This is a genomic window from Ruegeria sp. AD6, from assembly GCF_056542325.1.
Genome location: NZ_JBQFZQ010000007.1, coordinates 91,216 through 103,606, shown reverse-complemented (window position 1 = coordinate 103,606; position 12,391 = coordinate 91,216). Strand labels below are relative to the sequence as shown.

Sequence of the window (12,391 nt, the reverse complement as noted above, 5' to 3'; positions counted from 1 at the left end):
ATTGACATACAATTTCCATTTGTCGGAACAAATAGACGACAAAACTCTTATTAGAGCCATGGGCCCTTGCAGGCAAAATTATAGCGGGAAAGGAGCTTATTGGGGCTACTTGGCTTTGGATGCATCAAGAGGAATTTTGGCTGTTGTTGGCGGAATTGTTGTTGCTTTCATAGTGTTTCGTGCGCTTGGTACTCTACCTCTTACACAAGGTCTTTTTGCACCTGTTTCCGGAGGGGTGATTGGAGCTGGAGTACTCTATTTTGCGGAACGTTCTTCCAAAAGGCTGAAAGTCCGACAGATGCTGGCCTCGCCGATTTACAGCGGTGGAACTGACTTTATGTTCTCGCCAGAAGGTTTGGATATGCGGTCACCTCACGTAACTTGGAATGTGTCTTGGCATGCTGTTGAGCAAGTCGTCGAAGATAGGGCGGGGTTTTTCTTTTACGCAGGTGCCTTCGTGTATGTTCTGCCCAAAAAACTGTTGAGTACAGAAGAGGCTAAGACCTTCCCAAAAACAGTCGAAAACTGGCGTTCTACGGAGAAGACAAATTGATCCGCCCCCTCGGCGTTATCCTCGCAGGCGGTCTAGCAACCCGCATGGGGGGTGGTGACAAGGGCCTGTTGGAAATCGGGGGGCAAAGCCTGTTATCTCATGTTATCGAGCGGCTGTCTCCGCAGGTCGATCATCTTGCCCTCAACGCCAATGGCGACCCCAAACGGTTCGCTGATCTGAACTTGCCGGTCCTGCCGGACACGATCGAGGGTTTTGCCGGTCCATTGGCGGGCGTTCTGGCCGGGCTCGATTGGGCGGCCGAGCAGGGCGCGGACAGTATCGTGACAGCCGCCGCAGATACGCCCTTTTTCCCACGCGATCTGGTGGATCGGTTGACCGCCACAGCGCAGGGGCAGACGCATCCGCTGGTGTTGGCGACGACGCCGCGCACGGGTGAGGAGGCGTTGAAATCCGGCGGCGGCAAGCGGGTGAACCGGCACCCGACTTTTGGCCTCTGGCCGGTGGCGCTGCGCGATGATCTGCGTGCGGCGTTGAACGATGGGCTGCGTAAGGTCGTGCTGTGGACCGATCAGCACAACGGGCGCGAGGCGTTGTTTCCGGCTGACCCCTTTGATCCGTTCTTCAACGTCAATACGCCCGACGATCTGGCGCTGGCCCGAAAACTGTTGGAGCAGGCATGAGGGTTTACGGCGTCACCGGTTGGAAAAACGCGGGCAAAACCGGGTTGATGGAGCGGCTGGTGGCCGAGGTCACCGGGCGCGGGTTCACCGTTTCAACCGTCAAACATGCGCATCATTCCTTTGATGTCGACCAGCCCGGGCGCGACAGTCACCGTCACCGAATGGCGGGCGCCAGCGAGGTGCTGCTGGCCTCGGGCCAGCGCGTGGCCCTGATGCAGGAATTGCGCGGCGCGCCGGAACCTTCGCTGGAGGCTCTGCTGGCGCGTCTGTCGCCGGTCGATCTGGTGCTGATCGAAGGCTACAAACGCGAGCGTCACCCCAAGGTCGAAGCCTTCCGCGCTGAGCCAGGCAATGATCTGATCGCGACCCGAGACGACACGATCCGCGCGGTTGCCAGCGATACGCCTCTGGACCTGGATCGCCCTGTTTTCGACCTGAACGACACAAAGGCAATTGCGGATTTCATCCTGTCCGAGGTCGGTTTGTGAGCCTTTTCGACAGCTTTGCGATGGTGGACTGGTCGGGTGGTAACGATACCGGACCGCGCCCGCGCAAAGACGCGATCTGGGCTTGTGTGGTGCGCGAGGATGCCGTGCAGGCGCTGGACTATTTGCGCAACCGTCAGGTCGCCGAGGACTGGTTGCGCAGGCTGATCGAGACCGAACTGGCCGAAGGTCGCCGCTTGCTCCTGGGCTTTGATTTTCCCTTTGGCTACCCCAATGGCTTTGCCAAGGCGGTTACGGGGACAAGTGACCCCTTGGCTTTGTGGGATTGGTTCGGGGCGCAGATCCAGGATTCTCCGACCGCCAACAACCGCTTCGATCTGGCGGGGCGGATCAACCGTCGGTTTGGCGGCAAAGGTCCGTTCTGGATGAACGCCCTGCGGCGCGAGGTTGATGGATTGCCGCGCACCAAACAGGACTATCACAACCCGTTCCCGGATCGCCGCATTGTTGAGACGCGGGCCAAAGGCAGTTTCACCTGTTGGCAGATGGCCGGGGCGGGCGCGGTGGGCGGTCAGGTGATGATGGGCCTGCCGGTTCTGAACCGTTTGCGGCACGCTTATGCGGGCAAGATCGCCGTCTGGCCGTTTCAACCGCTGGACAGGCCCGTGGCTTTTGTCGAGATATGGCCCTCGCTCAAGTTGGGGAAGGCTCCGCCGGATCGGATCAAGGATGCATGGCAGGTTGAACAGGTCGCATTGACACTGTCGCGCTTGACGGATCAGGAATTGGCAGAGCAATTGACTGTCACGGCCCCAGAGGAGGGGTGGATTTTGGGTGTACCGCAAAACAAACCGACCATAGCGCCGCCGCCATTGCGGAACGATTGTTTCGCCTTGCCCGCGGGCGTGAACTGGACGCCGGTGGATGAGGCATTGGCGCTGTTGCGGGATCGGTTACGACCGGTAACAGGGGCCGAGACGGTGCCCTTGGCGCAGTCGATGGGTCGGGTTCTGGCCGAAGACGTGGAGGCGCAACGCTCGAACCCGCCGCAACCCAATACGGCGGTGGATGGCTATGGCTTTGCAGGTCCCGCTGCAGACGGCGCGCAGGTGATGCCCCTGACCGAGGGCCGCGCGGCTGCGGGCATTCCCTTTGACGGGTCTGTGCCTGCGGGTCATGCGCTGCGCATTCTGACCGGGGCCGCTTTGCCCGAAAGTGTTGATACCGTTGTTCTGGAAGAGGACGTGACCGTTCAGGACGGCCATATCGCCTTTCACGGGCCTATGAAAAAGGGCGCAAACACCCGCCGCGCTGGCGAGGACGTTGCGCAGGGTGACACCGCCTTGCCCGCCGGGCGCAGGGTGACACCGGCGGATATGGCTCTGCTGTCCGCCGTCGGTATCGCCGAGGTTCCCGTTCGCAAACCCCTGCGCGTCGCAGTTCTGTCCACCGGTGATGAACTGGTCGAGCCGGGCGATGCTGTGGGTGCGGGTCAGATTTTCGATGCGAACCGCCCGATGTTGTTGTCCTTGTTGGAGCGGATGGGGTTTGAGCCCATCGATATGGGTCGTGTGGCAGACGACCGCGATGTGTTGCGCGCGCGGCTGGATGAGGCGGCAGAACATGCCGATGCCATTCTGACCAGTGGCGGCGCATCGGCGGGGGATGAGGATCACGTCTCGGCCCTGTTGCGCGAAGCGGGCGCGATGCAGGAATGGCGGATTGCGCTGAAACCCGGACGCCCCCTGGCGCTGGGCATGTGGTCGGACACGCCGGTCTTTGGCTTGCCCGGCAACCCCGTGGCCGCGATGGTCTGCACGTTGATCTTCGCCCGCCCGGCTTTGTGCCTGATGTCGGGCGAGGGCTGGATCGATCCGCAAGGCTTCGATGTGCCCGCCGCGTTTGAGAAGCGCAAGAAACCCGGTCGTCGCGAATACCTGCGCGCGCGCCTGCGCGATGGCAGGGCCGAGGTCTTTCACTCGGAAGGGTCGGGCCGGATTAGCGGGCTCAGCTGGGCCGAGGGGCTGGTCGAAATCGAAGACGGCGCGCGACATATCCAGCCGGGCGATCCGGTGCGGTTCATTCCCTATGGCAGTTTCGGACTATGACCGTAACCGTCTCGCAAGGATTTACCGAGGCGGAACGATCCCAGGCCGCAGCCCTGTTCTGGCAGGCATTTGCAGCCAAACTGCACAAGGTCATGGGCCCCGACGACAAGGGGCTGGCCTTTTTCGAACGCGCGCTTGCCCCGGACTTTGCATTGGTCGCGCGGGATTCGTCTGGCCGGTTGCTGGGCCTTGCAGGGTTCAAGACGGCCGAGGGCGGGTTGGCGGGCGGCAGCCTGTCGGACCTCGCGCGCGTTTATGGCTGGCTCGGCGCGCTGTGGCGCGGCATGGTGCTGAGCGTGCTGGAGCGGGACCTGAAACCCGGCGTGTTTCAGATGGACGGCATCTTTGTTGCCGCCGAGGCGCGCGGGCAGGGCGTCGGGACGATGCTATTATCCGCGATCAAGGACGAGGCGCGTAGCCGGGGCATGGCCGAGGTGCAGTTGGACGTGATCGACACGAACCCGCGCGCGCAGGCTTTGTATGAACGCGAAGGTTTCAGGCCGGTGGGTTATGAGAAAACGGGACCGTTCCGCCATCTGTTCGGGTTCAGCAGTGCCACCAAGATGAGCTGGGCGGTCACGCCCGCCTAGTCGAAAGTCCCCGCAACGCGGCCCACCAGCATGAAGGCCCGTGCCGTTCTGGTATCGCCAAGCGCGGTCAGTTCCGCGTCGCTGGCATCAGGTTCAAACTCGACAATCATGTTGTCGAAGCGCCGCAGGAAGTGATGGGCGGCATCCCGGAAGATCGGGTCCTGTTTCATTCGCGCGGCGGTCAGCGCCAGCGAAGACCGGTCCCGGATCCCGCCCAGGGCTGCAACGGACCGCCCGCGCGCGCCTTGGGCAAATTGCCGCCAGATTTCGGGCCGCGCCATGTCGGGGCGCAGGTCGTCCATATAGATGCCCTCCTGGCTGAGCAGGGTCAGAACATCCTGAGAGGCCTGCACCAGTTGTGCGGTTTTCCGATCTTTCAACGCCATTCGCAAGGCGTTGAACCCTTCGGTGTCTTTCTCGGTCTCGGGGAAATTCAGGGCGCGGATAAAGGTATCGGTTGTCAGTGGCGGCGCGATGTCTTCGGCGGTGGTGCCAAGCGCCAAAGATGTCTGATCGCCCGGAGCCAGCGTGGGCTGGCCGCCCGACGCAGGCTCTCGCCGTTTGGTCGAAAAGGTGGCCAGCGCATCCTCGGCCTTTTTCGTGGCAGCGGCGATTTCGTCCAGTTTCTTGGCAACCGCAGGCTCAACGGAACTGGCCGCCCGCTGCTGTTGCAGGACATAGGCTTGTCGGATCGCGTCAATCGCTGTCTGCAACCGCGCGCTTTCCTCGCGCATCACGCGGCTGGCCCGCATCGCTGTGGCCGCAACCCAGATCATCGCCACCGGCATGAACACCGCAAGGAAGGTCACGATGAACCCGCTGCCTTCGTTCTGGTCGGGCAGCACCAGAAACACAACTGATACCACCAGCCAGATGACGCTGAGCACACCTGCGGCGATTTCGATCGAGGTCAAGCCTGTCCGCTCGGGGCGATCATAGATGCCCAGAGAGGTTGGCCGTTCGGTTTCCTGGTCAGGTTGGGTCCCCGACATATCAGACGCTCCGGTCAGGCGTATTCGATGCTCAGAACTTCGTAAGATCGCACTCCGCCGGGCGTGCGAACCTCGACACTGTCGCCTTCGTCCTTGCCGATCAGGGCGCGGGCCATGGGCGATTTGATATTCAGCAGGCCGTTTTCGATATTGGCCTCATACTCTCCGACGATCTGCCAGGTCTTTTCTTCGTCGGTATCCTCATCGACCAGCGTGACTTTGGCGCCGAACTTGATCGCACCGGACAATTTGGCAGGGTCGATCACGTCGGCCAGCGACAGGATGCCTTCCAGTTCCTTGATGCGGCCTTCGATAAAGCCCTGCTTTTCACGGGCCGAGTGGTATTCGGCGTTTTCCTTCAAATCACCCAGTTCCCGCGCCGAAGCGATGGCTTCGATGATCGCCGGACGCTCGACGGATTTGAGGTTTTTCAGCTCTGCTGCCAGCGCGGCATTGCCCGCAGGCGTCATTGGAATCTTTTCCATAGTCTTGTGGTCCACGCATAAATTGAGCCGCCCCGCCGCAGGGAAAGCGTCGGGGCGAATGATGGGTCGTTCAGTACCTGACCCAAATGGGGCGTGAATTGCAAGAGGCCAAGGGGCAGTCAGCGTTCGATTCGCGACTTAGCGCCGTTCATGTGGGGACGGTTCGCGCCTGTGACGGTGATCCGGGGGCTTGTTGCGCCGCCAGCGGCGCGAAGGGGTGCAAAGCCACAGCATATCAATCATATTGCACCACTTCGAACTCGATGCCGTTGTCATCGTCGAAATAGAACCGTCTGCCCGGTTCGTAATCGGCGTGGTTATGCGGTGTGAACCCGGCCTCGCGCACCTTGGCTTCGGTGGCGTCGATGTCTTCGACCAGAACGCCCACGTGATTGAGCCCGCCGACGATGTCATAGCTGCTTTCGCCTGCGGGTTTCGGGTTTCCGGGGGCATAAAGCGCAAGATAGGTATGCTGGCTGCCGACATGCACCGTATAGCCACCGGCAATGGCGGGGCCTTCCCAGCGGGTTTTCCAGCCAAAGACCCTTTGCATCCAAGCCGCCGAGGCCTGCGGGTCGCGGACGGTGAAATTGGTGTGTTCAAGCGTCGCCATCATGGGATCTCCTTTGCGAATTTGTTGCTTGTCACGACTCAGCGTAATTTCTAAACCTAACTTCAGGTCAAGATATTTTTTGCGAGGGTTCTATGGCGGTTTCCGAAGGGCTGGCAATTGGCGCATTGGCCCGGCGCACGGGATTGGCGGTGTCGGCCATCCGGTATTACGAGGCGCAGGGCCTGATCGCGCCCTGGCGCAATGCAGGCGGGCAGCGGCGCTATCAGCGGGCCGATATAAGACGGCTGAGCTTTGTGATGATCGCGCAGCAGTTCGGCCTGACCCTGCCGGAAATCCGCGAGGTTCTGTCGGGCCTACCGGGCAACCGCACACCCACGCCGCAGGACTGGAAGGATATCAGCATCACCCTGCGCGCCCGGCTGGATCAGCGAATCGATACTCTGATGCGGTTGCGCGACAATCTGGATGGGTGCATTGGCTGCGGCTGCCTCAGCCTGCCGAAATGCGCGCTTTACAATCCTGATGACCGGGCCAAGTCCCATGGTAGCGGTCCCAGATACCTGATGGGGGACGCGCCCGATACATAACTGCCGCATTGCAGCAATGTTACGCCGTGTTTTGATTGACCAAGGTCTTTCGGACCGGGTAATCACCCGTGAAACAAAATTGCGCAGACCACGCAGTGAAAGCGCCAATTCGGAAAGTTAGCTAAGGAGCCCGCGATGGCCGAGATTGAACGCGAAGCGATGGAATACGACGTAGTGATCGTGGGCGCTGGCCCTGCGGGTCTGTCTGCGGCCATCCGTCTGAAACAGCTTGATGCCGACCTGAACGTTGTTGTTCTGGAAAAAGGGTCCGAAGTGGGTGCGCATATCCTGTCGGGTGCGGTGCTTGACCCTTGCGGGCTGGACGCGCTGATCCCGGACTGGAAGGAAAAAGGCGCGCCGCTGAACGTGCCGGTGCATGAAGATAACTTCTACATGCTGGGAGAGGCCGGTCAGATCCGCATTCCCAACTTCCCGATGCCGCCGCTGATGAACAACCACGGTAACTACATCGTATCGATGGGCAATGTCTGCCGCTGGATGGCTGAGCAGGCCGAGGAACTGGGCGTCGAAATCTTCCCCGGCATGGCCTGTTCCGAGCTGGTTTATGGCGACAATGGCGAAGTCAAAGGCGTGGTCGCCGGTGTCTTTGGTCTGGAAGCCGACGGCTCTTATGGCCCGAACACCGAGCCGGGCATGGAGCTGCACGGCAAGTATGTCTTCCTGTCGGAAGGTGTGCGCGGTTCGCTGTCCAAGGAAGTCATCGCCAAATACGACTTGCAGGCCGGTAAGGAAGTGCAGAAATACGGCGTCGGCATGAAAGAGATCTGGGAGATCGATCCGGCCAAGCACAAAGAAGGCAGCGTCACCCACACCATGGGCTGGCCTTTGGGCAGCAACGCAGGTGGCGGTTCCTTCATCTATCATCTTGAAAACAATCAGGTCTATGTCGGATTCGTGGTTCACCTGAACTACAAGAACCCGCACCTGTACCCCTACATGGAATTCCAGCGCTTCAAGCACCACCCGATGGTGGCCGAGCTGCTGAAAGGCGGCAAGCGCGTCGCTTATGGTGCCCGTGCGATCACCGAGGGCGGCTATCAGTCAATGCCCAAGTTGGTGGCACCCGGCGTGGCGCTGCTGGGCTGTTCGGCGGGTATGGTCAACGTGCCGCGCATCAAGGGCAACCACAACGCCATGCTGTCGGGCAAAGCCGCAGCCGAAGCGGCGTTCGACGCCATCAAGGCCGACCGTTCGGGGGATGAGCTGACCGCTTATGAGACCGACGTGCGCGATGGTGCCATCGGCAGCGACCTGAAGAAGGTGCGCAACGTCAAGCCGATGTGGTCGAAATGGGGTCTGACCGCCTCGCTGATGCTGGGCGGTCTGGATATGTGGACCAACACGCTGGGCTTTTCGCTGTTCGGCACGCTGGGCCACGGCAAGAACGATGCGGATTCCACCGAAGATGCCAGCAAGCACAAGCCCATCGATTATCCCAAACCCGATGGCACGCTGTCCTTTGACCGCCTGACCAACGTGTCCTTCGCGGCCACCAACCACGAGGAAGCCCAGCCTTGCCACCTGCGCCTGGCCGACCCCGAGATCCCGGTGAAGGTCAACCTGCCCAAGTTCGACGAACCGGCGCAGCGCTACTGCCCCGCGGGCGTGTACGAGATGGTCGAGGATGAAAACGGTCCGCGATTCGTCATCAACTTCCAGAACTGCGTCCATTGCAAAACCTGCGACATCAAGGATCCCAGCCAGAACATCACCTGGACCACGCCGCAGGGTGGGGATGGCCCGAACTATCCCAACATGTAAGCAAAAAGATGGGCACTGGCAGGGTCGTGAAGGCTCTGCCATTGCCTCTTGCTGGCCAAGGCCCTAGCTTATCGCCCAGTCAATGACAGCAAGGCAGGCTTTTGGTGATTTCCATTGTTCGTCGCACGGTATTGGCCGTGTTGCTCTCTTCTTCCGTTGCGGTTCCGGTGTCTGCGGATACAGGCGCAGGCTCTTATCTGGCTGGGCGTCAGGCGATCTATGAAAGCGATTATGCGGCGGCCGAGAAATACTATGCTCAGGCACTGAAATTCGACCCCCAGAACGCGCTGCTTCTGGAAAGCGTTGTCGTCGCACGGCTTGCGCTGGGTGAGATCGAGCGCGCCTTGCCCGTTGCGCAGTCAATTGAAGAGGCGAACCTGCCCAGTCAGGCTGCGCGGATGGTGGTCGCCGCCAACCTGATCGCCGATGATAATCTGGCCGAACTGTTGGCCCGCGATCCTGAAACTCAGGGTGTTGGGCCATTGGTCGATGGTTTGATGATGTCCTGGGCCTATCTGGGTCAGGGTGAGATGACCAAAGCGATGGAGCAGTTCGATACAGTCTCGACCCAAAACGGACTGCGCGAGTTTGCGTTTTACCACAAAGCCATGGCGCTGGCCTCGATCGGGGATTTCGAAGGGGCCGAGGCGATTTTTGCGGAAAATGACGGTGCAATCGCGCAATTCTCGCGCCGTGCTGCGATGGCGCGGGTCGAGGTCTTGTCACAACTGGACCGCAACGCCGACGCATTGGCGTTTCTGGACGACGTCTTTGCGGCGGGCAGCGATCCGTCCATCGAAGACTACATCAGCCGTCTGACAGCCGGTGAGACCTTGCCCTTCACCCATGTGCAATCCGCGCGTGATGGGATGGCCGAGGTGTTTTTCTCGGTCGGGGCGGCGCTGAATGCCGAAGCATCGCCCGACTATGTCTTGCTTTACGCGCGCATGGCCAGTTTCCTGCGTCCCGATCACGTCGATGCCATTCTGCTGAGTGCCGAGTTGCTGGACGAACTGAACCAATACGATCTGGCGGTGGATGCCTATCGTCAGGTGCCCGCAGACAGCAATGATCATCACGCCGCTGAACTGGGTCGGGCCGAGGTTCTGGGCCGGTCGGGTAAAACGGATGCCGCCATCGAAGTGCTGCAGAATCTGGCCGCGCAAAAGCCCGACCTGCCGGGCGTTCATGTCGCGCTGGCGGATATTCAGCGCCGGGAAGAGAATTACGCGGCGGCGGTAGACTCCTACGACACGGCCATTGACCTGACTGAAACCGAATCCAGCGGCAACTGGTTCCTGCACTATGCCCGTGGGATCTCGCACGAGCGTCTCAAGCGATGGGATCAGGCCGAGGCCGATTTCCGGCGCGCGTTGGAATTGAACCCCGATCAGCCGCAAGTGTTGAACTATCTCGGCTACTCGCTGGTCGAACGGCGCGAAAAGCTGGACGAGGCGCTGGACATGATCGAACGCGCCGTGGCTGCGCGCCCGGACAGCGGCTATATCGTCGACAGTCTGGGTTGGGTCCTGTTCCGTCTTGGCCGCTATGACGAAGCGGTCGAGCATATGGAGCGTGCCGTTGAACTGATGCCGGTCGATCCGGTGGTCAATGACCATCTGGGCGATGTCTACTGGGCCGTTGGCCGCGCCCGCGAGGCCGAGTTTCAGTGGAAACGGGCGCTGTCGTTCATCGACGCCGAAGATACCGACAGCGAGGCCGATCCCGAACGCATCCGCCGCAAGCTTGAGGTTGGGCTGGATGTGGTTCTGGCCGAGGAAGGCGCTGATCCATTGAAGGTCGCCAATGGCAACTGAGGCCTTCGCGCCCGCCAAAATCAATCTGACCTTGCATGTCACCGGCCAGCGCGCGGATGGCTATCATCTGCTCGATTCCCTTGTGGCTTTCGCGGATGTGGGGGATCAGTTGGAATTTGCGCCGGGGCCTGACCTGTCGATCTCGGTTACCGGAGAGCATGCGACAGGCGTTCCCACCGACAATCGCAACCTGATCTGGAAAGCGGCCGAGGCTGTGGGGTGGACGGGCCATGTTTCGTTGAACAAGGTCCTGCCGCATGGCGGCGGGATTGGCGGTGGCTCATCTGACGCTGCGGCCATGCTGCGCCATGCGGCGGGTCAGGGCATCGAAATCCCTGCAGAGCTGCCGGTTGCGCTTGGTGCAGATATTCCGGTTTGCATGGTTGCCCAAGCGTCCCGGATGCGTGGTATTGGCGAGCAGGTTGCGCCGATGGCCCTGCCTGTGTTGCCTGCATTGCTGGTGAATCCCGGCGTTGAAGTCCCTACGGGGTCTGTTTTCAAGGCCATGGAAACCCGAGTCAATCCGGGAATGCCGGATGATATTCCCGCGTTTGACGACGTTGGGGCGTGTGCCGATTGGCTGTCCGCCCAGCGAAACGATCTGCAAGGTCCCGCTGTGGCCATTGCCCCACAAATCGGGCGGGTGCTAGAGGAATTGGCGGCCACGCGCGATGTGTTGCTGACGCGAATGTCCGGCTCAGGCTCGACCTGCTTTGCGCTTTTTCCGTCGATGAAGGCGGCCCATTTCGCGGCCTATGAGATCGGTGCGGCCCATCCCGATTGGTGGTGCCGCGCGACCCGGCTTAGTTAAGCCGCGACACCACGTAATCCGCCAGATCGCGCAGCAGGGTGCGAACCTCGTGATCCGGCAGCGCGTCCAGCGAAGCCTTGGCCTTGTTGGCCCATCCCAACGCGTCCTGGCGGGTGGCTTCAAGCGTCTGGTACTTGTCCATCAGGCCAAGCGCGTGGTCCAGATCGCCCTCTTGCTGGCGGCCCTTTTCAATGGTGCGCTCCCAGAAAGCACGCTCATCCGCTGTGGCTTGTGCGACTGCTTTGATCACCGGTAGTGTCAGTTTCCGCTCGCGGAAATCGTCGCCGATATTCTTGCCGGTTGTTTTGCTGTCGCCCTGATAATCCAGAAGATCGTCGGCAATCTGGAAGGCGATACCCAGCGCGTCGCCATAGTCGAATAGCGCCTGCACCTGCAGGTCCGAAGCCCCGGCGATGACGCCACCCACCTCGGTCGCGGCTGAAAACAGCGCCGCTGTCTTGCCGCGTACGACCTGCAGGTAAACACCCTCATCGGTGCCCAGATCGGTGGCGGCGGTCATTTGCAGCACTTCACCTTCGGCAATCGTGGCCGAAGCGTTGGCCAGAATGTCCAGAACGCGCAGCGATCCGGTTTCGACCATCAACTGAAAGCTGCGGGAGAACAGATAGTCGCCCACCAACACGCTGGATTTATTGTCCCAGAGCAGGTTCGCCGTGGGCCGTCCACGCCGCTGGGCGCTTTCGTCGACCACATCGTCATGCAACAGGGTTGCGGTATGGATAAACTCGACCGTCGCCGCCAGTCGCACATGATGCTCGCCCGTATACCCAAACAACCGCGCTGCCGCCAATGTCAGCATCGGGCGCAGACGTTTGCCGCCCGCTTCGACCAGATGCGCGGTGACCTCGGGGATGCGGGGCGCGTGCTCTGATGCCATCCGCGTCTGGATCAGCGTATTCACCGCCTCCATCTCGGCGCTCAGAATTTCGGCGAGCCGCTCATGCGGTTTCGAGATTGTGCTGATGTCCATCACACTCCTGATAC

Annotated in this window: 13 protein-coding genes; 9 read left to right on the top strand and 4 right to left on the bottom strand. The window is 60.9% G+C overall.

Features of this window, described 5'->3' with window-relative positions:
• Nucleotide 1 precedes the first annotated feature (1 nt).
• The 5 genes from ACR0KJ_RS14845 to ACR0KJ_RS14825 are packed head-to-tail and all read left to right on the top strand — an operon-like array spanning nt 2 to nt 4,338.
• The gene (locus ACR0KJ_RS14845; protein ID WP_480627026.1) at nt 2–553 is read left to right on the top strand and encodes a YcxB family protein; all 552 of its coding nucleotides are present in this window, start codon (nt 2–4) and stop codon (nt 551–553) included.
• Nucleotides 550–1,194 (top strand): molybdenum cofactor guanylyltransferase MobA, encoded by a 645-nt coding sequence (mobA, locus tag ACR0KJ_RS14840; RefSeq protein ID WP_480627025.1) that lies wholly within the window; start codon nt 550–552, stop codon nt 1,192–1,194. Before ACR0KJ_RS14845 ends, mobA begins: the two co-directional genes overlap by 4 nt.
• Entirely contained in the window at nt 1,191–1,682 is a 492-nt protein-coding gene (gene mobB, locus ACR0KJ_RS14835; RefSeq protein ID WP_170453172.1) for a molybdopterin-guanine dinucleotide biosynthesis protein B, read from the top strand. The genes mobA and mobB overlap by 4 nt, the downstream gene beginning before the upstream one ends.
• Entirely contained in the window at nt 1,679–3,748 is a 2,070-nt protein-coding gene (locus ACR0KJ_RS14830; RefSeq protein ID WP_480627024.1) for a molybdopterin-binding protein, read from the top strand. Before mobB ends, ACR0KJ_RS14830 begins: the two co-directional genes overlap by 4 nt.
• Nucleotides 3,745–4,338 carry a GNAT family N-acetyltransferase gene (locus ACR0KJ_RS14825; protein ID WP_170522172.1) on the top strand — a complete coding sequence of 198 codons (594 nt, stop codon included), beginning with the start codon at nt 3,745–3,747 and terminating at the stop codon, nt 4,336–4,338. Before ACR0KJ_RS14830 ends, ACR0KJ_RS14825 begins: the two co-directional genes overlap by 4 nt.
• On the opposite strand, the gene ACR0KJ_RS14820 is transcribed toward ACR0KJ_RS14825, so the two are convergent.
• The 3 genes from ACR0KJ_RS14820 to ACR0KJ_RS14810 form a co-directional block, all read right to left on the bottom strand.
• Entirely contained in the window at nt 4,335–5,330 is a 996-nt protein-coding gene (locus ACR0KJ_RS14820) for a hypothetical protein (protein WP_480627023.1), read from the bottom strand. The genes ACR0KJ_RS14825 and ACR0KJ_RS14820 overlap by 4 nt on opposite strands.
• Before the next feature lie 14 nt (nt 5,331–5,344).
• Nucleotides 5,345–5,815: a transcription elongation factor GreA gene (gene greA, locus ACR0KJ_RS14815; RefSeq protein ID WP_170453169.1), complete on the bottom strand. Its 471-nt coding sequence runs from the start codon at nt 5,813–5,815 to the stop codon at nt 5,345–5,347.
• A gap of 235 nt (nt 5,816–6,050) precedes the next feature.
• Nucleotides 6,051–6,431 (bottom strand): VOC family protein, encoded by a 381-nt coding sequence (locus ACR0KJ_RS14810; protein ID WP_480627022.1) that lies wholly within the window; start codon nt 6,429–6,431, stop codon nt 6,051–6,053.
• A gap of 89 nt (nt 6,432–6,520) precedes the next feature.
• Here ACR0KJ_RS14810 and soxR point away from each other — a divergent pair, with 89 nt between their 5' ends.
• From soxR to ACR0KJ_RS14790, 4 genes are all read left to right on the top strand, one after another.
• The gene (gene soxR, locus ACR0KJ_RS14805) at nt 6,521–6,976 is read left to right on the top strand and encodes a redox-sensitive transcriptional activator SoxR (protein ID WP_170453167.1); all 456 of its coding nucleotides are present in this window, start codon (nt 6,521–6,523) and stop codon (nt 6,974–6,976) included.
• Between the two features lie 135 nt (nt 6,977–7,111).
• On the top strand, nt 7,112–8,758 hold the full coding sequence (locus tag ACR0KJ_RS14800) for an electron transfer flavoprotein-ubiquinone oxidoreductase (RefSeq protein ID WP_170522180.1): 1,647 nt from the start codon (nt 7,112–7,114) through the stop codon (nt 8,756–8,758).
• A 101-nt stretch (nt 8,759–8,859) separates the two neighbouring features.
• Nucleotides 8,860–10,575 (top strand): tetratricopeptide repeat protein, encoded by a 1,716-nt coding sequence (locus tag ACR0KJ_RS14795; protein WP_480627021.1) that lies wholly within the window; start codon nt 8,860–8,862, stop codon nt 10,573–10,575.
• Complete coding sequence (locus ACR0KJ_RS14790; protein ID WP_480627020.1) at nt 10,565–11,386, top strand: 4-(cytidine 5'-diphospho)-2-C-methyl-D-erythritol kinase; 822 nt, start codon at nt 10,565–10,567, stop codon at nt 11,384–11,386. The genes ACR0KJ_RS14795 and ACR0KJ_RS14790 overlap by 11 nt, the downstream gene beginning before the upstream one ends.
• Here the strand turns inward: ACR0KJ_RS14790 and ACR0KJ_RS14785 are convergent.
• Complete coding sequence (locus tag ACR0KJ_RS14785; RefSeq protein ID WP_480585633.1) at nt 11,379–12,377, bottom strand: polyprenyl synthetase family protein; 999 nt, start codon at nt 12,375–12,377, stop codon at nt 11,379–11,381. The genes ACR0KJ_RS14790 and ACR0KJ_RS14785 overlap by 8 nt on opposite strands.
• Between the last annotated feature and the right edge of the window lie 14 nt (nt 12,378–12,391).

Coding starts and splice junctions, on each gene's coding strand:
- mobB (WP_170453172.1), top strand. CDS start 1,191: ATGAGGGTTTACGGCGTCACCGGTTGGAAAAACGCGGGCAAAACCGGG.
- ACR0KJ_RS14825 (WP_170522172.1), top strand. CDS start 3,745: ATGACCGTAACCGTCTCGCAAGGATTTACCGAGGCGGAACGATCCCAG.
- ACR0KJ_RS14820 (WP_480627023.1), bottom strand. CDS start 5,330: ATGTCGGGGACCCAACCTGACCAGGAAACCGAACGGCCAACCTCTCTG.
- greA (WP_170453169.1), bottom strand. CDS start 5,815: ATGGAAAAGATTCCAATGACGCCTGCGGGCAATGCCGCGCTGGCAGCA.
- ACR0KJ_RS14810 (WP_480627022.1), bottom strand. CDS start 6,431: ATGATGGCGACGCTTGAACACACCAATTTCACCGTCCGCGACCCGCAG.
- soxR (WP_170453167.1), top strand. CDS start 6,521: ATGGCGGTTTCCGAAGGGCTGGCAATTGGCGCATTGGCCCGGCGCACG.
- ACR0KJ_RS14800 (WP_170522180.1), top strand. CDS start 7,112: ATGGCCGAGATTGAACGCGAAGCGATGGAATACGACGTAGTGATCGTG.
- ACR0KJ_RS14790 (WP_480627020.1), top strand. CDS start 10,565: ATGGCAACTGAGGCCTTCGCGCCCGCCAAAATCAATCTGACCTTGCAT.
- ACR0KJ_RS14785 (WP_480585633.1), bottom strand. CDS start 12,377: ATGGACATCAGCACAATCTCGAAACCGCATGAGCGGCTCGCCGAAATT.